Source organism: Cobetia sp. 1CM21F, from assembly GCF_023161745.1.
In the GTDB taxonomy this organism is placed as follows: domain Bacteria; phylum Pseudomonadota; class Gammaproteobacteria; order Pseudomonadales; family Halomonadaceae; genus Cobetia; species Cobetia amphilecti.
In genome coordinates, this window is sequence record NZ_JALNTQ010000003.1 from 302,088 (window position 1) to 325,241 (window position 23,154).

Annotated in this window: 15 protein-coding genes; 6 read left to right on the top strand and 9 right to left on the bottom strand. The window is 65.2% G+C overall.

Translation table 11 applies throughout. The features are described from left to right. Positions 1–110 precede the first annotated feature (110 nt). Positions 111–1,001: an AEC family transporter gene (locus MSG32_RS12615; RefSeq protein WP_054555340.1), complete on the bottom strand. Its 891-nt coding sequence runs from the start codon at positions 999–1,001 to the stop codon at positions 111–113. Positions 1,002–1,373: 372 nt separating this feature from the next. Between MSG32_RS12615 and glyA the strand changes: the two genes are divergently transcribed. The 6 genes from glyA to purU all read left to right on the top strand — a co-directional run bounded on the left by glyA (position 1,374) and on the right by purU (position 9,340). Then, positions 1,374–2,684, top strand: a complete 1,311-nt coding sequence (gene glyA / locus MSG32_RS12620; protein ID WP_043333140.1) for a serine hydroxymethyltransferase — start codon at positions 1,374–1,376, stop codon at positions 2,682–2,684. A gap of 141 nt (positions 2,685–2,825) precedes the next feature. After that, positions 2,826–4,076 carry a sarcosine oxidase subunit beta family protein gene (locus tag MSG32_RS12625; protein WP_043333139.1) on the top strand — a complete coding sequence of 417 codons (1,251 nt, stop codon included), beginning with the start codon at positions 2,826–2,828 and terminating at the stop codon, positions 4,074–4,076. Between the two features lie 25 nt (positions 4,077–4,101). Beyond that, positions 4,102–4,428: a sarcosine oxidase subunit delta gene (locus MSG32_RS12630; RefSeq protein WP_043333138.1), complete on the top strand. Its 327-nt coding sequence runs from the start codon at positions 4,102–4,104 to the stop codon at positions 4,426–4,428. Further along, a complete protein-coding gene (locus MSG32_RS12635) occupies positions 4,425–7,532 on the top strand; it encodes a sarcosine oxidase subunit alpha family protein (RefSeq protein WP_248379992.1) in 3,108 nt (1,035 codons plus the stop codon). The genes MSG32_RS12630 and MSG32_RS12635 overlap by 4 nt, the downstream gene beginning before the upstream one ends. Further along, the gene (gene soxG, locus MSG32_RS12640; protein WP_248379994.1) at positions 7,525–8,226 is read left to right on the top strand and encodes a sarcosine oxidase subunit gamma family protein; all 702 of its coding nucleotides are present in this window, start codon (positions 7,525–7,527) and stop codon (positions 8,224–8,226) included. Before MSG32_RS12635 ends, soxG begins: the two co-directional genes overlap by 8 nt. Before the next feature lie 238 nt (positions 8,227–8,464). Further along, the gene (purU, locus tag MSG32_RS12645; RefSeq protein WP_107335546.1) at positions 8,465–9,340 is read left to right on the top strand and encodes a formyltetrahydrofolate deformylase; all 876 of its coding nucleotides are present in this window, start codon (positions 8,465–8,467) and stop codon (positions 9,338–9,340) included. Positions 9,341–9,458: 118 nt separating this feature from the next. Here the strand turns inward: purU and fhuB are convergent, their stop codons facing one another. From fhuB to MSG32_RS12690, 8 genes are all read right to left on the bottom strand, one after another. Next, complete coding sequence (fhuB, locus tag MSG32_RS12650; protein ID WP_248379996.1) at positions 9,459–11,591, bottom strand: Fe(3+)-hydroxamate ABC transporter permease FhuB; 2,133 nt, start codon at positions 11,589–11,591, stop codon at positions 9,459–9,461. Further along, positions 11,578–12,522 (bottom strand): ABC transporter substrate-binding protein, encoded by a 945-nt coding sequence (locus MSG32_RS12655; protein ID WP_248379998.1) that lies wholly within the window; start codon positions 12,520–12,522, stop codon positions 11,578–11,580. Before MSG32_RS12655 ends, fhuB begins: the two co-directional genes overlap by 14 nt. 8 nt (positions 12,523–12,530) lie before the next feature. Next, positions 12,531–13,298 (bottom strand): ATP-binding cassette domain-containing protein, encoded by a 768-nt coding sequence (locus MSG32_RS12660; protein WP_043333135.1) that lies wholly within the window; start codon positions 13,296–13,298, stop codon positions 12,531–12,533. A 112-nt stretch (positions 13,299–13,410) separates the two neighbouring features. Next, on the bottom strand, positions 13,411–14,178 hold the full coding sequence (locus MSG32_RS12665) for an RNA polymerase sigma factor (protein WP_248380000.1): 768 nt from the start codon (positions 14,176–14,178) through the stop codon (positions 13,411–13,413). A gap of 297 nt (positions 14,179–14,475) precedes the next feature. After that, a complete protein-coding gene (locus MSG32_RS12670; RefSeq protein ID WP_282460365.1) occupies positions 14,476–17,193 on the bottom strand; it encodes a GNAT family N-acetyltransferase in 2,718 nt (905 codons plus the stop codon). Next, positions 17,190–18,746, bottom strand: a complete 1,557-nt coding sequence (locus tag MSG32_RS12680) for a SidA/IucD/PvdA family monooxygenase (protein ID WP_248380002.1) — start codon at positions 18,744–18,746, stop codon at positions 17,190–17,192. The genes MSG32_RS12670 and MSG32_RS12680 overlap by 4 nt, the downstream gene beginning before the upstream one ends. Beyond that, a complete protein-coding gene (locus MSG32_RS12685; protein WP_248380004.1) occupies positions 18,739–20,373 on the bottom strand; it encodes an aspartate aminotransferase family protein in 1,635 nt (544 codons plus the stop codon). The genes MSG32_RS12680 and MSG32_RS12685 overlap by 8 nt, the downstream gene beginning before the upstream one ends. Positions 20,374–20,831: 458 nt before the next feature. Further along, a complete protein-coding gene (locus MSG32_RS12690; protein WP_248380006.1) occupies positions 20,832–22,964 on the bottom strand; it encodes a TonB-dependent siderophore receptor in 2,133 nt (710 codons plus the stop codon). Positions 22,965–23,154: the final 190 nt, after the last annotated feature.

Below are 23,154 nucleotides of genomic sequence, written 5' to 3' on the forward strand. Positions count from 1 at the left end.
GGCACGGCAGTTTCCGCAGGAAGGTGTCACACGACCACGCAAGCTCAGGCTCGCGTGGTTTTTTTGTGCCTGTCATTCACTGCGGAAAGGCTCGGGCGGCTTCCATCGGGTCAGCCCAGTGTCGCCCCCATCGCCGCCAGCAGCATGGGCAGATAGAGGAAGGCGGCGAGCGTCGAGCAGAACACCAGCGTAGCCACGTACTCCGGCTCACGCCCGGCCTTCTGGGCGAACATGTAGTTGTAGACCGCCACCGGCATGGCCATCTGCATGGTCAACACGTGCAGTGCCAGCGGGGGCAGGTCCAGCAGGGTGCCGATCCCCCAGGCACACAGGGCGGCAAAGGGAATGCGCAGGACACTGAAGCCCACGCCCGCGGCCAGATTCTTGACGCGAATGCTGGCCAGCGACACGCCCAGGGTGATCAGCATCAGCGGCACGGTGAAGCCGGAGATCAGCTCCAGGCTGTTGGCGACGAAGCGCGGCATGTGCACATCGCAGAGCAGCATGAGGGTGGCGACGATGCTGGCCCAGATGGTCGGCGAGCGCACCACGCTGCGCAGCGGGTTGCCGCTGGTGCTGGCAAGCCAGGCGCCGAGGGTGAACTGCAGCAGCGACATGGTGACCATGATGGTGATGGCGTAGGCGAAGCCGGCCTGGCCGAAGGCGTAGAGCGAGACGGGCAGGCCCATGTTGCCGACGTTGGAGAACAGCAACGGCGCCACCGCGACCTTCCAGGGCTTGCCGATCAGGCGCGCGAAGGGCCAGCTCAGCGCCAGCAGCAGGGCCATCACGGACAGCGTCGCCAGGCCCGTGCGCAAAAAGCTCGAGTTGTCGATCTCGGCGCTGCCCAGCGCATTGAGGATCAGCGCCGGCGTGCCGATGTAGAGCACCAGCCGGGTGACGAAGGCCATCGGGTAGTCGTTGCCCAGCCTGACCCAGAAGAAGCCGATGGCGGCGCCACACAGTACCGGTGCCATCACCGCCAGCAATTCCATCAGCATATTCTCAACTCCCTTCACCAGGCGCGCGCTTGCATGGATCAGTCGTCATTCGGCGCCTGATCGCACGATATCGGTGTCTAGCATACCTGCCCGCAGGGGCTTCGGTGTAGCGCCAGTGGCGGGCAGCCACTATTCGCAGCAGCTCTGCGCGGGCCGTCGAGATGTCGCTTTTGCCTGCCGATGTCGCATTCGCGCTGCGGGGTGACGCTGACAAGCAGTTTGCCGCAGGGGGGCAGGGCTAGTATCGGGTCAAGACAGCCACTCAAGGCCTTGGCGCCGGCTGACTCGACAGGATTTGAGCGAACAGACGATCACTGATCACCCTTCATCGAACCATTCCAACAACAACGATCCGCTTACCGGAGGCGCGCAATGTCTCAGCAACATGGCTACACCCGTGATGACCGACTGGCCAGACTCGACCCTGCACTGGCCGAGGCCATCCTCGAAGAGACAGCGCGTCAGGAAGCGCATATCGAGCTGATCGCCTCCGAGAACTATGCAAGCCCGCTGGTGATGGAGGCTCAGGGCAGCCAGCTGACCAACAAGTACGCCGAAGGCTATCCCGGCAAGCGCTACTACGGCGGCTGCGAATTCGTCGACAAGGTCGAGACACTGGCCATCGAGCGCGCCTGTGCGCTGTTCGGCTGTGACTACGCCAACGTGCAGCCGCACTCCGGCGCCCAGGCCAACGCGGCCGTGTTCATGGCACTCGTCTCGCCGGGTGACACCATCCTCGGCATGAGCCTGGCGCATGGCGGTCACCTGACCCACGGCGCGGCGCCCAACTTCTCCGGCAAGCACTACAACGCCATCCAGTACGGCCTGACCGAAAGCGGCGAGCTGGACTACGAGGAGATGGAGCGTCTGGCGCGTGAGCACAAGCCTAAGATGATCATCGCCGGCTTCTCCGCCTACTCGCGGGTGGTCAACTGGCGTCGCTTCCGCGATATCGCCGACGAGATCGGCGCCTGGCTGATGGTCGACATGGCCCACGTGGCCGGTCTGGTCGCGGCGGGTCACTACCCAAGCCCGCTGCCCTACGCCCATGTCGTCACCACCACCACGCACAAGACGCTGCGCGGCCCGCGCGGTGGCCTGATTCTCTCCGCCACCGGTGATGAAGCGCTGCACAAGAAGCTCAATGGCGCCGTCTTCCCCGGCCAGCAGGGCGGCCCGCTGATGCACGTCATCGCCGCCAAGGCCGCGGCCTTCAAGGAAGCGATGAGCCAGGACTTCGTCAGCTATCAGGCCCGCGTGATCGCCAATGCCCGCGTGATGGCCGAGGTCTTCATGGCGCGCGGCTATGACGTGGTCTCCGGCGGTACCGATGACCACCTGTTCCTCGTCTCGCTGATCCGCCAAGGCGTGACCGGCAAGGACGCGGATGCCTCACTGGGCCGCGCCCACATCACCGTCAACAAGAACAGCGTGCCGAATGACCCGCAGAGCCCCTTCGTGACATCCGGGCTGCGCATCGGCACCCCGGCCGCCACCACGCGCGGCTTCGGCGAAGCGGAATGCGAGGCACTGGCCGGCTGGATCTGTGATCTGCTCGATGCGCTGTCCACCGGCGAGAGCGCCAAGGTGGAAGCCGAGGTGCGCGGCAAGGTCGAGGAAGTCTGTGCCCGCTTCCCGGTCTACGCATCGAACAGCGTGACCGACCCCGCCGCGCTTGCCTGAACAAGGCGCTGGCGAGAGACAACGATAACAACGACACATGCCGCAAGCGCAGAGACATCACTCGGGTGACAACAACAGACATCACTCGGTCGAGAGCACCGGACAGCGCTTGCGGTGGCAAAGATGTGAGGAGGGTGGCAAATGCAGCGTTACTCGGGATTCGGGCTGGTCAAGCATGCGCTCAGCCACCATGAGAACTGGCAGAAGGTCTGGCGTAGCCCAGAACCCAAGAAGGAATACGACGTCGTCATCGTCGGTGGCGGCGGGCATGGTCTGGCCACGGCCTACTACCTGGCCAAGGAGCACGGCATCACCAATGTCGCGGTGATCGAGAAGGGCTGGTTGGGCGGCGGCAACACCGCGCGCAACACCACCCTGGTGCGCTCCAACTATCTGTGGGACGAGGCGGCGGCGCTCTACGAGCACTCCATGAAGCTGTGGGAAGGCCTGTCCCAGGATCTCAACTACAACGTGATGTTCTCCCAGCGTGGCGTGCTCAACCTGGGCCACACCCTGCAGGACATGCGTGACATCCAGCGCCGCGTGAATGCCAACCGTCTGCAGGGCATCGATGGCGAGGTGCTGGACGCCCAGCAGGTGCAGGAACTGGTACCGGCGATGGACTGCTCGAGCCGCGCACGCTACCCGATTCTCGGCGCCTCCTGGCAGCCGCGCGGTGGCGTGGCGCGTCACGACGCCGTGGCCTGGGGCTTCGCGCGCGGTGCCGACAGTCTCGGCGTCGACCTGATCCAGCAGACCGAGGTCACCGGCTTCCGCAAGCAGGATGGCGCCATCGTCGGGGTGGAAACCTCGCGCGGCTTCATCGGTGCCAAGCGTGTCGGCGTGGTCACCGCCGGCAACTCCGGCGTGATGGCCGAGAAGGCCGGCTTCCGCCTGCCGCTGGAATCCCACCCGCTGCAGGCGCTGGTCTCCGAGCCGCTCAAGCCGATTCTCGATACCGTGGTGATGTCCAACCACGTCCACGGCTATGTCAGCCAGTCGGACAAGGGCGACCTGGTCATCGGTGCCGGCATCGACGGCTACGTGGGTTACGGCCAGCGTGGCAGCTACCCGACCATCGAGCACACCCTGCAGGCCATCGTCGAGATGTTCCCGATCTTCTCGCGGGTACGCATGAACCGTCAGTGGGGCGGCATCGTCGACACCTGCCCGGACGCCTGCCCGATCATTTCCAAGACGCCCGTGAAGGGGCTCTATTTCAACTGCGGTTGGGGTACCGGTGGCTTCAAGGCCACGCCGGGTTCCGGCAACGTCTTTGCCTGGACACTGGCCAAGGGGCGCACCCATCCGCTGGCAGAACCCTTCTCCTATGACCGTTTCAACACGGGCAAGCTGATCGACGAACACGGCGCCGCTGGCGTCGCGCACTGAACCTGCCGTCAGGAGACGACCGACCATGATGCATATCTTCTGTCCCTACTGCGGCGAGCTGCGCGAGGAAGAGGAATTCCACGTCAAGGGCCAGGCGCATATCGAGCGCCCGAAGGACCCCGAAGCCTGCTCCGATGCCGAGTGGGGGGATTATCTGTTCTTCCGCAACAACCCGCGTGGCGTCCACCACGAGCTGTGGATTCACGCCGTGGGCTGTCGCAAGTATTTCAACATCACCCGCCACACCGTGACTTACGAGATTCTCGAGACCTATCGCATGGGCGAGCAGCCCACCATCACCGGTGAGACGAAAGCCGATCCGACCACGCAAGCCAAGGGGGTGAGCGCATGAGCCAGCAAGACAACCAGACCGCCGCTGCCCCGCGCCGTCTCGCCTCGGGTGGACGCATCGACCGCGCCACGCCGCTGGCCTTCACCTTCAATGGCAAGCGCTATCAGGGCCTGGCAGGCGATACCCTCGCCTCGGCACTGATGGCCAACGGCCTCGATGTGCTCAACGCCAGCTTCAAGTATGCGCGTCCGCGCGGCCTGGTCGCCGCCGGTGCCGAAGAGCCCAATGCCATCCTGCAGCTGGGCAGCACCGAAGCGGGTCAGGTGCCCAACGTGCGTGCTACCCAGCAGGCGCTCTACGACGGCCTGGAAGCCCACGCCGTCAGCGGCTGGGTCAAGGCGCAGAAGGACCTGATGAGCCGCTTCCTGCCGCAGGTCGGCAAGCTGGGCGGCAAGTTCATGCCGCCGGGCTTCTACTACAAGACCTTCATGGCGCCGGCCTCGCTGTGGATGACCTACGAGAAGTACATCCGCAAGGCTGCCGGTCTCGGGCGTTCTCCGCTCGAGGAGGACCCGGACATCTATGATCACCTGCATCAGCACACCGATGTGCTGGTGATCGGCTCCGGCCCGGCAGGCCTGATGGCGGCGCTGGTCGCGGCCCGCAGCGGCGCGCGCGTCATCCTGTGTGATGAGCAGGAAGAGCTGGGTGGCTCGCTGCTCTCCATGTCGGCGGACTGCCTCGATCAGACCCTGGACGGCAAGCCTGCCATCGAATGGCGTGACGCGGTGCTTGCGGAACTCGAAGCCTGTGAGGATGTGCAGTTGCTGCCGCGCACCACCGCCAATGGCTACCACGATCATAACTTCGTGACCCTGCACGAGCGCCGTACCGAGCATCAGGCCGATCTCGCGCCCTTGAATGCCCGTGGTGCGCGTCAGGCACGCTCCCGCCTGCACCGCGTGCGTGCCCATCGCGTCATCATGGCCACCGGCGCCCATGAGCGGCCGCTGGTCTACAGCCACAACGATGTGCCGGGCAACCTGCTGGCCGGTGCCGTCACCACCTATCTGACCCGTTACGGCGTCGCCGCCGGTGACAAGCTGGTGCTGTCGGTCAACAACGACCACGCCTATCGCGCGGCGCTTGCCTGGGCGGCGGCCGGTCGTGAAGTGGTCGCGATCGCCGATGCGCGTCCGACGCCATCCGGCGTGATGGTCGAGGCGGCGCGTGCCGCGGGCATCCGCATCATCGCCGGCGCCGCCGTGATCGAAGCCAAGGGCGAACGCCGCGTGACAGGCGCGCGCATTGCGGCCATCGATATCGATTCCTTCAGCGTGACGGGGGCAGTGGAAGAGCTCGCCTGCGACACCATCGCAAGCTCCGGCGGCTACAGCCCGGTGGTTCACCTGGCGGCGCACACCGGTGCGCGTCCGGTATGGAGCGACGAGATCCACGGCTTCCTGCCCGCGCTGGGCGCACCGATGCTCAAGGGCTTCGATGCCTGCGGCGCCGCCAATGGCAGCTTCGCGCTGGAAGATGTGCTGGTCGCGGCTTACGCCAGCGGTGTCGCCGCGGTGGAAGCCTGCGAGTTCGAGACCGCCCAGGCCGAGGTGCCTGCGGTCTCCGAGCTTGCGGAAACGCCGATGCTGCCGCTCTATCAGGTGCCGCATGACAAGCCCACCGCACGCGCGCCCAAGCAGTTCGTCGATCTGCAGAACGACGTCACCGCCGCCGGTATCGAACTCGCCACCCGCGAAGGCTTCGAGTCCATCGAGCACGTCAAGCGCTACACCGCGATGGGCTTCGGCACCGATCAGGGCAAGCTGGGCAACATCAACGGCATGGCGGTCGCCGCGCGCTGTCTGGGGCAGACCATCCCCGACACCGGTACCACCGTGTTCCGCCCCAACTACACGCCGGTGACCTTCGGTGCCATCGTCGGTCGTCACTGCAACGAGCTGTTCGATCCGATCCGCTACACCGCGATGCACGAATGGCACGTAGCGCAGGGCGCCAAGTTCGAGGATGTCGGCCAGTGGAAGCGTCCCTGGTACTACCCGCAGGGCAGTGAGGACATGCATGCCGCGGTCGAGCGCGAGTGTCTGGCGGTGCGCGAGAAGGTCGGCGTGCTGGACGCCTCGACCCTGGGCAAGATTGACATCACCGGTCGCGATGCGCGCGAATTCCTCAACCGCATCTACACCAACGCCTGGGCCAAGCTGGGCGTCGGCAAGGCGCGTTACGGCCTGATGTGTCACGACGACGGCATGGTGATGGACGACGGTGTCACCACCTGTCTGGCCGAAGACCACTTCCTGATGACCACCACCACCGGTGGCGCGGCCTCGATCCTGGAATGGCTGGAGCTGTGGCACCAGACCGAATGGCCGGAACTGGACGTGCAGATGACCAGCGTCACCGATCACTGGGCGACCCTGACCGTCACCGGCCCCGAGGCGCGTGCGCTGGTCGGCGAACTGACCGACATCGACCTCGATCGCGACAGCTTCAAGTTCATGGAAGTGCGTGAAGGGCTGATCGCCGACATTCCCGGGCGCATCTTCCGCATCTCCTTCACCGGCGAGCTGTCCTACGAGCTCAACGTGCCGGCCAACTACGGGCTGCATGTCTGGAAGCGCCTGTTCGAATGCGGCAAGAAGTACGGCCTCACGCCCTACGGCACCGAAACCATGCACGTGCTGCGCGCCGAGAAGGGCTTCATCATCGTCGGTCAGGACACCGATGGCTCGATCACCCCGGAAGATCTCGGCATGCAGTGGTGTGTCGGCTACAACAAGCCGTATTCCTGGATCGGCAAGCGTGCGCTGTCGCGTCCGGATACCCGCCGCGACGACCGCAAGCAGATGGTCGGCCTGATTCCGACGCGCAAGAAGGCCGGCGATGAGCGCATCGTGCTGCCGGAAGGCTCGCAGATCGTCTTCGACCCCGATCACGCCATCCCGATGCCAATGGTCGGCCACGTGACCTCCAGCTACTACAGCCCGACGCTGGGACATGGCTTCGCGCTGGCGGTGGTCAAGGGCGGTGCCAAGCGCATCGGCGAGACGGTGTTCCTGCCGCAGGCCGATGGTACGACGCTGGAAGCCGAAATCACCTCACCGGTGTTCTACGACAAGAAAGGGGAGCGCCAGCATGTCTGATGCCACCACACTCGACCCGCAAGCGGGTGCCGCCGTCGATGCGCAGCCGCAGGACATGACTAGTTCCCAGACGTCGGTGATCGACCAGCGCCCGACGCCCGAGGTCCACGCTCAGTGCGCCCGTTCGCCGTTGGCGCATCTGTTCACGGCCCGCGATGACGGCGATGCCGGCGTCGTGCTGCAGGAGAAGGCGTTTCTCGGTCACCTGACGCTGCGCGGTGACCCCGCGCAGCCGGGCTTCGCCGAGGGTGTCGAGGCGGCGCTGGGTCTGGCGCTGCCGTTGACGCCGGCGACCCTCCATCAGAATGAGGGGGGGCGCTCGATCCAGTGGCTGTCACCGGATGAGTGGCTGATCCTGGTGCCCGGCGAGGAAGCCTTCACTGTCGAGAAGGCGCTGCATGAGGCGTTGGCCGGTCGCTATCAGGTGGTCAACGTCAGCGGTGGTCAGACCGTCATCTCGCTGAGTGGCGACCAGGCGCGTCAGGTGCTGATGAAGTCGACGCCCACCGATGTGCACCCGCGTGCCTTCCCGGTCGGACGTGGCGTGCCGGCGGTGTTCGCCAAGGCGACACTGGTGCTGCGCCGCGTCAGCGAGAGCGAATTCGAGCTGGTGGTGCGCAGAAGCTTCGCCGATTACCTCGGCCGCTGGCTGCTGGATGCCAGCGAGGAATTCGGGGTCTGCATCAAGGGCTGATTCTGCGTCTGGAGAGAGAGGTCTGCGTCTGGAGAGATCTGCGTCTGGAGAGAGGTCTGTCACAGGCGCACGCCATGACCTGAATCGACTGCCAGGGGCCTTGCCCGGGCCAGGAGGCGGGCTTCAGAAATACTGAAGCCCGCCTCAATAATATTGGTTTGTCGCGCAGGGCCTCGGATGCAACCCTGACGTTGCTGCTTCCAACAATAGATAATCCTTACATGACAGGCACCTACGTATGCGTGATACCTGGATTCTGACCGCCCAATGTCCCAGCCGCATCGGCACGGTGGACGTCGTGACACGCTACCTGCGCGAGCAGGGCTGCTATATCACCGAGCTCAATTCCTTCGATGACCGCCTGTCGGGGCGCTTCTTCATCCGGGCCGAATTTCGTCCGCAGACCGAGGCCGGTGCCCTCGATGATGGCTTCGATGCCGCGAGTTTCGAGCAGGGCCTGGGCACGCGTGCCGCCGACTTCGAGATGGACGTCAGCCTGAGTGCGCCGGATGAGCGCATGAAGGTGGTCATCATGGTCTCGCGCTCGGACCACTGCCTGAACGACCTGCTCTACCGGCATCGCATCGGCCAGCTGCCGATGGACATCACCGCCGTCATCTCCAACCATCCGGACATGGCACCGCTGGCCGAGTGGCATGGCCTGCCGTATCACCACCTGCCGATCACCGCCGAGACCAAGGCCGAGCAGGAGGCCAGGGTATGGCAGATCGTGCAGGACACCGGGGCTGAGCTGGTGATTCTGGCGCGCTACATGCAGGTGCTGTCGAGCGACATGTGCGAGAAGCTCTCGGGGCGGGCGATCAACATCCACCACTCGCTGCTGCCGGGCTTCAAGGGCGCGCGCCCCTATCACCAGGCCTACGAGAAGGGCGTCAAGCTGGTTGGTGCCACCGCGCACTACATCAATGATGATCTCGATGAAGGGCCGATCATCACCCAGGGCGTCGAGACGGTGGATCACGCCCACTATCCCGAAGATCTGATCGCCAAGGGCCGTGATATCGAGTGCCTGACCCTGTCGCGCGGCGTGCGTTATCACCTCGAGCGTCGTGTCTTCCTGCATGACAAGCGCACGGTGGTGTTCGGCAACTGAGCCCGGGCTGCGTCCGTCAGCTCACTCTGTTGTTCATGAACCTCACAGACTCCACCAATGACGAAGCCCGCGACCTTTCGGTGGCGGGCTTCGTCGTTTGTGCGTGTGCGTATGCGCGTCAGCTTCTGCGCAGGCTCCACAGGAAGTAGCTGCCGCCGATCAGCGAGGCCATCAGGCCGGCGGGAATCTCGTAGGGCGACAGCAGCTGGCGGCCCAGCCAGTCGGCCAGCACCATCAACAGCGCGCCGCACAGCACCGCGCCGAGCATGTGCTCGCGGGCGCGGCTCAGGCCCAGCAGGCGCGCCAGATGCGGGGCCAGCAGGCCGACGAAGGACAGCGGGCCGACGATCAGGGTCGCCAGCGCGGTCAGCACCGCCACCGCACCCAACAGCACCAGGCGGGCGCGGGTCACGCCGATGCCCAGCGCACTGGCGCTCGCCATGCCCAGCGGCAGGATATCCAGCCAGCGCGCCAGCGGACGCACCAGCAGGACCGCGATGACCGCCAGCGCGAGCACGCCGACCGCCGCGGAGAGACCCACGTAATAGGTGGAGCCGGACAGCCAGGCCAGAATCTGCTGACCGCGCGGGTCGCCATCGGCGAGGATGATGCCGCGCACCGCATCGTAGAGCGCCGTGATCGCCACCCCGCACAGCAGCACGCGTTCGGGAATGAAGCCACTGCGATGATTGAGCACCACCAGTAGTGCCAGACAGGCCAGCGCCCCGCAGATGCCTGCGCCCAGCAGGGTCAGTTGCCCCGGCGCCGGGACCAGCAGCAGCGTCAGCATCAGGGCGATGGCGGTACCGCCGCTGATGCCGAGAATCTCGGGGCTGGCCATCGGGTTGCTGGTCAGGCGCTGCAACAGGGTGCCGGCCAGGGCCAGCAGCACGCCGGCGCCTGCCGCCGCCAGTACTCGTGGCAGGCGGAAGTCCAGCACGCTGGTCTGGCCGGTCAGCAACTGTTCGAGCATGTCACTGCCCAGGGTCCAGCCATCGGCGCCATTGCCGACCAGCAGTGCCAGCATCAGGGCCACGCAGACCCCGGCCAGCAGCCAGCCGAGCAGGCGGTCGGGGCGGGGGTGACGATGCGTCAGTGACATGCCGTGATGACTGGCGGGGCCAGCCCCCTGCGCCATCTTGAGGCGCGGAATCAGCCACAGCAGCAGCGGCGCGCCGAGGGCCGCCGTCATCGCGCCGGTCGGAATCAGGTTGGGCAGCAGGCCATCGAGGCTGGCGACCACCTGGTCCGTCACCGCCAGCAGCAGCGCCCCGAACAATGGTGCCCATAGCAGGCGCTGGCCCAGGCGGCGCGCCCCCATCAGACGCACACAGGCCGGCGCGGCCAGACCGATGAAGCCGATGATGCCCAGCACGCTGACCACGCAGGCGCTGAGAAATACCGCCAGTCCCAGACTCATCAGGCGCAGCTTGCGCAGCGAGACGCCCAGGCTTCTGGCGTTGGCCTCGTCGAGATCCAGCACCGCCAGCGGGCGCATCAGCACCAGCGCCAGCAACATGCCCGGCAGCAGGCGGGTGAGCAGCGTGATCACGCCATCCCAGCTGTTCTGGGCCAGCGAGCCTGCGCCCCATACCAGGGTGCCGTGCAGAGCCTCCTGATTGAACAGCAACAGCACCATGCCCAACGCGCCGATATAGAGGTTGACCACCAGCCCTGCCAGCACCACCACGGTCGGCGACATGCCTCGCGCCCAGGCCAGCGCGAACACCAGCCCCATGGCGGCCAGGCCGCCGGCCAGCGCGACCCATTCACGGCCCAGCTGGAAGCCGTCATCCCCCATGCCGGCTGAGACGCCCGTGCCAGCCATCAGCGCCGGGGCGAACAGCGTCGCCAGCATCATCGCCAGACTCGCGCCACTGGCGACGCCGAGGGTGGTGGGCGCGGCCAGTGGATTGCGCAGCACCTGCTGCATCAGCACGCCGGCCATGCCCAGCGCGCCACCGGCCAGCAGCGCGCAGACCAGACGCGGCCACCAGCTGACATGCGCCACCAGCTGCGCAGAAAGCAGTGCACTGTCTGCCTGGCCGAGACTGGCCGTAGCGCTGAAGTCGGGCGAGGCCCACAGTGCGGTCAGGCCCTGCATCAGGCTCAGGCCTTCACGGTTGAGCGCGAGGCTGCCCAGCACCACCAGGGCCAGGGCCAACAGGCTGCAGGCCCGGCCCGGCGTGAGGTGCAGCGGGCGATGGTTTGATGCGGGGCGAGTGCTCATGGCCTGCTCAGTGGTTGCCATCGGTGGTCTCCCCCTCAAGTGTCGCCTCATCATCAATCAGATGGCTGGCGAGCAGTGCGGCGAAACGATTGGCCGAGGGCAGGGCGCCGAAGCTCCAGACCGGCGGCAGGAACAGCGGCGCCGAGGCCTGGCTGTTCTCGCGCACGCCGGGCATTGCCTGCCACAGACCGTTATGTGCCAGTGCCTGGTGTCCGCCGGGCGGCAACGGTTCCACCACCACCATGCGCCCCTTTAGCGTCACCAGCTTCTCGAGACTGACGGTGGCGAAGCCCCAGGCGTTGGTGTCCCCTTGCCAGGCGTTGTCGATGCCCATGCGCTCGATCACGGCCTGGAACAGGCTGTTGTCGCCGAAGATGCGCACATGGCGATCATCCATGAATTGCACCATCAACAGCGGCAGGGGCGATTGACCCTTGCGTGCCGCCTGCTGGCGCAGCGCGGCGTTGTAACCCGCCAGGCGAGCGGTGCTCAGGCGAATCAGCTGTTCGGCCTGGGGCTCGCGCTGCGTCAGCTTGCCCAGCTGGCGGGTCGCCTTGACCAGTGTCTGCCAGGTATCGGCGTCCGGGGTATAGATGGCGATGCTGGTGACCGGCGCGATGGCCGACAGGCGCGGCGCGAGGCTGGACAGCATCGGGCTGATCAGGATGTCGGCGGGGGCGAGGGCGGCCAGCTGCTCCAGGTTCGGCTGGGTGCGCAGGCCGAGGTCCCGCGTGCCCTGCGGTAGCGCCGGTTGGTTCACCCAGCTTGCGTAGGTCGCGACCTGGCCCACGCCCATGGCGCGCACTCCGATTCCGGTCAGGGTCTCGGCCAGGGTCCAGTCCAGTGCCACGATGGGGCGATCGACGAAGCCGGCCGGTGGCCGAGCTGCCTCATCCGTTGCGGCAGCGCTGGCGGACCCCACCGCCAGCAGGCTCAGACTGATCAGTGCCAACAGCCACTTCATAGCGGCACCGCGATCTGCTGCTGGCTCTGCGGCGGGGTGATCACCTGCATCTCGACGCCGTAGATATCCTTGAGCGTGACGGGGTTCATCATCGCGTCGGGCGCGCCTTCAGCCAGCACCTGGCCGCCGTGCAGCGCCACCAGGCGATCGCAGTAACGCGCCGCCAGATTGATGTCGTGCAGCACGATGATGATGCCCAGCCCCAGGGTGTGGCTCAGGTGCGAGACCAGCTCCATCACCTCGATCTGATGGGCGATATCCAGCGCCGCCAGCGGTTCATCCAGCAGCAGATAGCGGCTGCCCTGGGCCAGCAGCATGGCCAGCCACACGCGCTGACGTTCGCCACCGGAGAGGGTATCGACCTGCTGTTCGGCGAAGGCTTCGGTGTGGGTCAGCGCGATGGCGCGCTCGATGGCTTCTTCATCCTTGGGGCCGGGACGGCCGAGCAGGCCGTGCCACGGATAACGGCCGAAGGCGACCAGCTCGCGGCCGGTCAGCGCTTCGGCCGCCGGCAGATGCTGCGGCAGGTAGGCCACTGCCCGCGCGAATTCCCGACTGCCGAACTGCGAGAGCGGGCGATCGTCCAGCGCCAGCTTGCCACTGGTCGGCGTGTTCTGACGCGCCAGCAGCTTGAGCAGTGTCGACTTGCCGGAGCCATTGTGGCCAATCAGGCCATGCACCTGGCCGGGGGCGAAATCGAGAGACTGCGTCTTGAGCAGGCAGCGCTCGCCGAGGTCAAAGCGCAGGTGGTCGAGAGTGAACATGAAAGCATCGTCATCCGTGGTCAGGGCGTCAGGCTAGGGCGTCAGGCTAAGGGCGATTCATTCTGGGCGACATGACGCGGAGACGTTCGCCCATCCGTGCTCCGCGGGGCCATCAGTGCTGATCGCCTCTTGTTGTCGGGATGTCAGCACGCCGGCTTCGTCGTCGCGCCTTGCCGGGCGCGGCTGACGTTTGGCGCACGGCTGGCGGCGAATCCGCGGTGTCCTGCTGGCAGGCGGCGCAGTCGCGGCTGACTTCATTGCGATAACAGCCCGCCGCGGCCAGTCGCATCTCGCAGTGCTGCTGCGCCTGGGTGACGTAGCGGCCCGCCATGCGCTCGGACACGCCGAGTCGCTCGCCGATCTCACGCTTGGTCAGGCCCTCGAGGCGATACCAGGTCAGGGCGAGGCGAAAATGGCCCGCCAGCTCGGAGAGTGCCGCATCGACGACCTGCAGCTTCTGGCGGCGCGCCAGGCTCCTCTCCGGGTCCAGATGGGCGGCCGCCACGCGCTCATCGCCCTCGGACACCGATTCGAATTCCGGTGCGCGGGACTGGTGGCGGTGATGATCGATGATCAGATTGCGAGCGATGCGAAACAGCCAGGCGCGCGGGTTGGCAGGCCAGTCGCCGGTCAGGCGCAGGCGCAGATAGACCTCATGGCTGATGTCTTCCGCCAGCTCATGCGAGCCCAGCTGGCGCACCAGAAAGCCGGTCAGTTCGTGACGATGCTCGGCAAACAGCTGGTCCAGCGAGTGGCGGTATTGCTGTGCAGCACAAGCCTGCAGCTCAGCGGGCGATTCAGCTTCTGGCCCGTGTGCGTCAGGCGTTCGCTCATCCGTGTCGCGATGAGGCCGAACTGGGGGCTTGGCGTGAGAGGACATCCACGGCTCGCAATGAGATCTGTCGTGATGGGAGGGTAATGGTATTGTTGTTACGAATCATTATCAATGATTGTGTGTCAGGCACGCCAAGGACCGCCCCCGTGCATGACGAGGGCGGTCCCGGTGCTGCTTGGTCGTAGTTAGCTGGCCGTAGTTAGCTGGCCGTAGTTAGCTGGTCGTAGTTAGCTGGTCGTAGTTAGCTGGTCTTGGCTGACGGGTCTTGGCTGACGGGTCTTGGCTGACGGGTCATGGCGATCACCAGGTCATCGCGACCTGGTGATCGCCAAGTGTCACCGCTCAGCGGCGGGCGAAGGCCGCGATGGGGTTATCCAGCTCGCCCTTGAGCTGCAGGGCGCCGGACGGATCGGTGAGATCGACCATCTGCTGGTTGTTGCGCAGCTGCAGGCGGTTGAGGCACGACAGCGTGAAGCGCGGTGCGAACAGATCATGACGCGCGAACTTGTCGGCCATCTCCGGGTGGGCATCCTGATAGTCATGGATGCAGGCCGCGACGCGAGACCAGAAGGCCTCCTCCGTCATCACCTGCTCGCGCACCAGCAGCGGTACCGCGAAGCGGAAGATGCAGTCGAAGACATCGGTGAGCAGCGACAGGATGCGGATCGGTTCCGGCACCTCGACCACCAGACGCTCGACCCCTGCCGGCAGTTCGAGAGCACGCGTCTCCTCGGTGGCGAACAGCGCCGCTTCCTCGGCGATGTCCTTCATCAGCGCACCACATGGCACGCCATCGCGCAGACGCATGATCAGGTTCTCGCCGTGTGGCATGAACACCAGGTCGTGCTTGAAGTAGCAGTGCAGCAGCGGCGTCATGTAAGCCGTCAGCCACTTGTCGATCCACGCTTCGGCGCCGATGCCGGAACGCTCGATCAGCGCCGGCAGCAAGGCCTTCTCATCGTTGTCGACATGCAGCAGCGCGGCCATGGTCATCAGGCGCTCGCCCTCGTCCTTGACGTCTTCCGGGCTCTCGCGCCACAGGCTGGCCAGCATCTTGCGATAGCCGACGGCCGCAGGGTCCGCGTCTTCCAGCACATCATCGCGATAGCCGATGGCCGCGACTTCACGCAGCAGGCGGAAGCCCCACTTCTCGAAGGACGGGTCCGAATCGATCAGGCCCTGCAGCCACTGATTGATGACCGGAGTGGCACGCATGTAATAGGGCGACAGGCCGCGCATGAAGCCCATGTTGAGGATCGACAGCGCCACCTTCACGTAGCGACGGTTCGGCTGATTGCGGTTGTAGAGCGTGCGGATCGACTGCTGCGCCTGATAGCGGTCCTCCCCCAGGCCGAGACAGACGATGTGCTGGCTGGCGATCTCGGCGGCGAAGGTGATCGCCAGCTTGTGGCTCCACTGCCACGGGTGCACCGGCATCATCAGGTAGTCGGAGGGCGCAAGGCCCTTCTCGGTCAACTGCTGTTCCAGGCGTGCCAGCTCGGCTTCACCCAGCTCTTCCTCGAGCAGACGGCGCGGATCGAGACCATCCACGGCCGAGTAATGGGCGTTGTCGCGATGCACGGCGATCCACACCAGCGAGAACGGCTGCGCGGCTTCCGGCGCGTAGGCGCGATAGTCCAGCGCATCGAAGCCCATGCGGCCATTGTTGGCGACGAAGCACGGGTGGCCTTCGCTCATCGCCGATTCCAGGGTCTGGAAGGAGGCACCTGCCAGCACGCGGGCGGACTGATTCTCGCGCACGGCGCGCTGCATCTTCCATGCGCTGGAGGCGAGCGTGGCGCTGACCTCCTCGAGATAGACCGGCAGCAGACGCGGCGGAATCTCCAGCACGTCGTTGAGTTCCAGAATCAGCTCACGCGCGTCCAGCGGCAGGGCGTTGCCGTCGGCATCCAGACGCTGGATGGAGGCGGCATCGATCAGCCAGTGATCGAGCTGGAAACGGCGCGCCACGAAGCGATATTCCGCCGCGCGGCGGCTGACCGGCGGCGTGTCGCTGACCTGCGCTGCCAGCGGCAGGCGGAAGTGATGCCAGTTGTCATGGCTCTGGCAGGCGGTGCGGGTGCCGCAGTCATCGGCGCATTGCGGGTGGATCAGACGCTCGTGGCTGAACTCGGCCAGTGCCTTGCGCACCAGCAGGCGATTGGCCTGCTGCCAGTCCGGGCCGGTGAGATGCTGGCTGGCCGCGGCCGGGTTGGCGGTCACGCCGCTGTCCAGACGCGGGCTGCGAGTGGCCAGGGCGGCGCGGAAGTCCTGCGGGGTGCAGAAGCACAGGCGCGCCGGCTTGCCGTCGAGATCCAGCGGGCCATGATCGACGAAGCCCACCGCGGAATTCAGCGGGTGAATGGCGCGATTGCGGCTGTCCGGCTCCACCACCACACGGGACACGGGACGGACTGCATCTTTCCCTTCATCGGCATGCTCATCGCGGAACTGGCCGGCGAAGATCATCGCCATGATCGATTCGATCACCGCCCGCGAGAAGCCGCTGATGGGGGCCTGGTCCTCGCTGCGCGGCGCGACGAGGAAGTGCATGCCGAAGTCGCCGGGCTGCACACTGTAATGCTTGCCGAGCGGGTCGTGCGCCGGGTCATAGAGTTCGACCAGAAAGGCCGGCTGGTCGTTGTAGAAACCGACCCAGCCCTGGGCGTGCTGGCTGTCTTCCAGGCCCTGGTAGAAGTCGTACTTGGTGGTGATTAGGTCATCACTCATGCCCCAGAAGCTGGCGCGATCACCGCTGGTCCACTCATCCACCATCGCCATGTCGGCGGCAAGGTCGAGCGGGCGCAGCGCGAATTCGGCGCGCTCGCTCGTGCTGTCATCCTGCGGCTTGCGCAGGCGTGCCTGGGCTTGTTCCAGCTCCACCGCGCGGCGGGTGAAGCGCGTTCCCGGCGCCGGGCTGAGCAGATTGATCGTTGCAGGCGCGGCGAGTGAGGTCGTCCCGAATATCTGTTGTGACGGGGTCGCCGCACTGTGAGAACTTGCCGCGCTGCTGGACTGTTCGGCGCTTGCGGCGCTGGTGATGTCGACTGGCATGTTCATGCGGTGGTCTCCCGGTGTTGCGGTGCAGCGGTGTGAGTCGTGTTGGCCTGGGTGTCAGAGACGGCGTCGGTAGAGGCGGTGCCGGCGTGAATATCCGTCTCGCCGTAGGGCAGGTGTGCGGCGGGCAGTGGTGTAAAGCCATTGCCACAGCCCTTTTCAGAGCCGGGCGCGCCGAAGCTCTGGAAGGCGATGCGGCGCTCGATGGTATAGACCTCACGACCGGTGATGGCGCGCAGGATGCAGCTGTTGCGATAGCAGGCCATGCCCAGGTCAGGCGCGGCCAGCGAGTGGGTATGCAGCTCGGCATTCTGGACGAAGATCTCGCCGGCGAACGGTGATTGATCGCCCTCGTTGCCGTCAGCGTCTGCGGTGCTTTGCGTGTCGACGGCGTAGAAGCGACCGACGGCGTAGCGGCCTTCCTCGTCACGACGAATGCGTGACTCGATGCTGCGCAGGAAGGGCGGTGCCACGTAGTGATAGCCCGTGGCCAGCACCACGGCGCTGGTGTCATGACGCCAGGCCTGCTGCTGTTCGCGCTGATAGAGCCCCAGCGTGAAGTCGCCGTCGGTCTCTTGCTTGTTCAGCGAGGTCAGTTCGGTATTGGTCATCAGGGTGGTGGGCACCACGCCTTGCAGCTGCTTGGCGTAGAGGGTGTCGTAGATCTCGTCGATCAGCTCGAGATTGATGCCCTTGTAGAGGCCCTTCTGGGTCGCCAGCAGGGTGTTGCGCTGCTCACGCGGCAGGGCGTGGAAGTAATCGATGTAATCCGGCGAGGTCATCTCCAGCGTCAGCTTGCCGTATTCCAGCGGGAAGAAGCGCGGCGAGCGCGTGATCCAGTTGAGCTGGTAGCTGTGCTGGTCGATCTCACGCAGCAGGTCGAGATAGATCTCGGCGGCGCTCTGGCCGGAGCCGATGATGGTGATGGCCGGCTGGGAGGTCAGCTCCTCCTTGCGCGCCAGATAGTGGGCGTTGTGACACACGCGGCTGCCCGCGACCGGCACCACGTCACGCACGGCATCGGCGGCTTGCGGCAGATAGGGCTGGGTGCCGGTGCCCAGCACCAGCTTGCGTGCGCGATAGGCGAAGGCTTCGCCGGTGCTGGGGCGAGTGCCGCGCACGACATAGATGTCGCCGACATGCTGGATGTCCTGGACGTCGTGATCGAAGCGCAGGCAGCTCAGCTCGCGCGCCGCCCACTGGCAGTACTGGTTGTACTCGCGACGCAGCAGGAAGAAGTCTTCGCGGATGTAGAAGTTGTAGAGCTTGTCATGCAGCTTCAGATAGTTGAGGAAGCTGAAGTGGCTGGTCGGGTCGGCCAGCGAGACCATGTCCGCCATGAAGGGCGTCTGCATGCTGGCATCTTCCAGCAGCATGCCCGGGTGCCAGTCGAAGGCGGCCTTGCGCTCGAGGAAGACGCCCTGGACGTCTTCCAGCGGCTCGCTCAGACAGGCAAGGCTGAGGTTGAAGGGGCCGATGCCGATGGCAACGAAGTCCAGCACATCATCGCGCGCTTCCAGAGTGTCTGTGACGTGAGGGTTCGAGGTGTCATGCATGACGGCTTTCCTTGGCTTCTGTGGTGTGACTGCGACGGCTGGCGGCCGGAATGTCGGCCAGTGGTGCGCCATGGTTCGGTTGGGCGGTGGTGCTGACGGCCAGCTGATGCGCCTTGACCAGCGCCTGGCCGTGCTGGCGGATCAACTCGACCACGGCGGCCAGGTCTTCCTGGCGCGTTTCCGGATTCAGAAGAGTGAACTTCAGGTACTGACGGCCCGAGACCTTGGTGGCGGCAACGATGGCCTCACCGCTGCGTGACAGGCGCTTGCGGATCTCGCGGTTCAAGGCGTCCCACTGCTCGGCGCTGAGGGTCTCTTCACTGGCGTCATGGAAGCGGAACACCAGGGTGCTGAGCTCCGGCGCCTGGACGACATCGATGTCCGGCGCCGCCTCGAGCAGCTGGTAGCCCTCGCGGGTGAGGTCGATCACGCAATCGAGCATGTCGCCGAGGGCATCGGCGCCCATCAGGCGCAGTGTCATCCACAGTTTCAGGGCGTCGAAACGACGCGTGGTCTGCAGACTCTTGTTGACCTGATCCGGCGTGCCTTCGCGGGCCTGAAGCTCCGGGTTGAGGTAGTCGGCGTGATAGGTGACGTGGCGCAGCTGGGTGCGATCACGTACCACGCAGGCACTGCAGCTGACCGGCTGGAAGAAGGTCTTGTGGTAATCGATGGTGACGGAGTCGGCCATCTCGGTGCCCTTGAGCCAGTGACCGTGGCGGCGAGAAGTGATCAGGCCGCCGCCATAGGCGCCATCGACATGGAACCAGATGCCGCGGGCGTGGCATTCACGACCGATGGCCTGCAGCGGGTCGATGCTGCCGAAGTCGGTGGTACCGGCAGTGGCGACCACGGCCATCGGGATCAGGCCTTCGGCGCGGGCATTGTCGAGGGCGTCACGCAGGGCCACGGGGTCCATGCGGCGGCGCTCATCCACGGCGACTGGGATGACGGCGTTGTGGCCGAGGCCGAGCAGGGCACAGGCCTTCTGCAGACTGAAATGACTGATGCCGGAGGCGAAGACGCGCAGGCGTCCGGCTTCCGGCGGCAGGCCGTGGGTCTGGTTGCCGGGGTGGTTGGGCAGCTTCTCGCAGACCGCGTCACGCGCCAGCAGCAGCGCCATCAGGTTGGATTGGGTGCCGCCGCTGGTGAAGATGCCATCGGCGGTCGGGCCCAGGCCCAGGCGCTCGGTGGTCCAGTCGATCAGGCGCTGCTCGATCAGGGTGCCGCCGGCGCTCTGGTCCCAGGTGTCGAGTGAGGAATTGATCGCGCCCAGCAGGCTCTCGGCCCACACGCCGGGCAGCACGACCGGGCAGTTGAGGTGCGCGATGTAGCGGGGGTGATGGAAGTAGACGGCATCCTTCAGGTAGAGCGACTTGAGCTCCTCCAGGCCGGCTTCGAGGTTCTCGAGGGGCGTCTCGAGATCGAGGTCGGCAAAGGCCGGACGCAGGGCCTCCGGGGTGATGCCACTGAACGGCTTTTGAACACTGTCGAGCTGTTCGGCCACCAGCTGGCTGATGCGGTCCATGCCTGTCTGCCAGGCATCCATGTTGGCAGGCGAGAACAAGGCGGCGCGCGGCGAGCTGGACAGTGAGCGCGCACAGGCGTCGGTCTGGGCGTCAGACACGGAGGATCCTGCGGCAGCGCCGTAGGTGGCGGCGGAATCTTGAAGGCTGTGCATTACATAACCTTATGCGAATGTTCGCAGATAAAGACTTGGAAGAGACTCGCAGCCAGCTGGGACAGATGGCTCAGGTGCGAGGACCAGTCAGGACATTCATCAAGTGCCGCGTTTGCGGTCGTTGTTGTTGGTGAAGCTGTTGCTGTTGGTGAAGCTGTGGGTCAAGCCATTGGCAAAGCCGTCGGCGTGGTCAGTCACGTCTGCCGTGGGCATCGGCAGAGTGAGTCGTCACCGAGCGCCCCTGTGTCGGACAAATACGGTGGCCGGCATCCCCGGTGTCATGTGCTGGACACGCCAGAGCTATCAGACGATGAGTGGTTCAGGGCGATGGTGCCGGCGACATCCTTGCCGCCGGCGGGTCGTGCGGGTCGATTCAGAATCGACGGACTGCGGAGTTTTCGAAATCAGAAATCATAGGTCAGTGTCGCGGTCATGCTGCGCTCTGCACCGTAGTAGCAGTAGCTGGTGTTGTAGCAGGACGCGATGTATTCCTTGTCGAACAGGTTGCTGACGTTGAGCTGCACGCTGGTGCCGCTCCAGCCGATCTGGCTCAGGTCGTAGCCGACCAGGGCATCGACCAGCGCGTAGTTCGGCACCTTCTCGGTGTTCTCGGAATCCGCCCACATGTCGGCGTAGTAGCGCACGCCAAGGCCGGCATTCAGCCCCGTGAGCGGGCCTTCATTGAAGGCGTAGTCACCCCAGACGCTGACCTGGTGCTTGGGCACCTGGTTGGCATCGTTGCCTTCGGTGCCATCTTCCGCCTTGGCATAGGTCACGTCGGTGTAGCTGTAACCGGCCTGCAGCGCGAAGTCGCGGGTCACCTGAGTGCGGGCTTCCAGCTCCAGGCCCTGGGACTCGATCTCGCCGTAGGCGGTGTAGTAGCTGTCTTCCGGGTCCTTGGAGGCGACGTTTTCCTGATTGATGCGGAACAGCGAGACGCTGTACTGATCACGCGTGCCGTTGGGCTGGTACTTCATGCCGACCTCGACCTGCTTGCCGGTGGTCGGGTCGAGCAGGTCACCGTCTTCATCAGTGTAGGAGTTCGGCGAGAAGGACGTGGAGTAGCTGACATAGGGCGAGATGCCGTTGTCGAAGCCGTAGATCAGGCCGATACGGCCGCTCATCTCGTTGTCGTTCAGCTCGCTGGTGGTGTTGTAGTCACGATCGGTGTTCTTGATGTTGACCCAGTCCTGACGCAGGCCGGCGGCCAGGTTCCAGCGACCCCAGCTGATCTGGTCCTGCAGGTAGACACCAGTCTGGTCCAGTTCACGCTTCTGGTTCTCGGTGGCATAGATGGAGACATCGGCATCGCTGCTGCTGGAGACATCCAGCGTGCTGGCGGTGCCGTATTCCCAGTCCACGTCATTGGTGCGCGTCTGATAGTCGGCACCGAACAGCAGGGTGTGATCGAAGGCGCCGGTGGAGAAGCGGCTCTCCAGCTGGTTGTCGACGGTCCAGGCGCGCAGGCTTTCTTCGCCGCCGGAGTAGTAGCGGGTCAGCTCGGTGTCCGAGGCCCAGCCATAGGCGTAGACCTGCTCGAGGTCGACATCGGAGCGCAGATAGCGGAATTTCTGGCGTGCAGTCACATCGTCATTGAAGCGGTGCTCGAAATCGTAACCGAGCATGCGTTCGGTGCGATCGAACTCTTCGTAGTCCTCGTCACCTTCGTAGAAGTCGTTGCCGAGCTTGGTGCCGTTGTAGCTGACCACCGTGCCTTCATAGGGCAGGCCGGAGTGGTAACCGCCTTCCGGGTCCTTCTGGAAGTAGCCCATCAGAGTGACGGTGGTGTCGTCGGTGACGTCCATGGTGATCTGCGGCGAGAAGGCGTAACGCTCTTCCTCGACGGAGTCGACCTGGGTGTCCTCGGCACTGGCGAGGCCGGTCAGGCGATAGGCGATACGCTTCTCGTCATCCAGCGGGCCGGTGAGGTCGAAGGCCGCGCTGCGTTCGTTGTCATCGCCGACGGTGAAGCGGACCTGGCCGGAGTCCTGGAACTCGGGGCGCTTGGACTGCATCGCGACCAGACCACCCGGGGAGGAGCGACCGTAGAGAACGGAGGACGGCCCTTTCACCACCTCGATGCTGTCGAGGAAGTAGGGGTCGATGGTCATCGAGCTGTAGGAGCCCGAGTCGCCCATCAGCTTCAGGCCATCCAGGAAGGTGTTGCTGACACTGCCATCGGAGAAGCCACGCAGCACCAGATAGTCATAGCGGTTGGAGGCACCGATCTGGTTGGTGAAGACGCCCGGCGTGTAGTCCGCGGCACGCTGGACTGTCTCGGCTGCGCGCTTGTCGATATCGTCGCGCGTGATGGTGGAGACGGCCTGTGGGGTTTCCAGGTAGCCGGTGTCGGTCTTGGTAGCCGCTGTGGTGGTCACCGTCATGGTGTCGAGGGTCTCGTCCTGAGACTCACGGTGGTCGGCCGCCATGGCCTGACCGGCGAAGGGCAGGCCAAGGCCAATCGCCAGTGCCAGAGGGTGCCTGGGCAGGGTCATCAGCAGGGAGCGAGTGGCTTTATGTGCGGCGGAGTCTTTCATGAGCGCGGTGTTCCATCCGGAATGATTTATATAGGAATGATTCTTGTTCGTCGTTCTCTCCTGTGGGTAGACGTTCAGATGTCAGCTTTCTGAACCATGAATGAGAATTATTTTTATTATTCTCTTATGTCGTGGTGTCATGAGGGCTGACCATCGCCGTCATGCGCGCCCTCGCTGGCTGGCGCAGGCC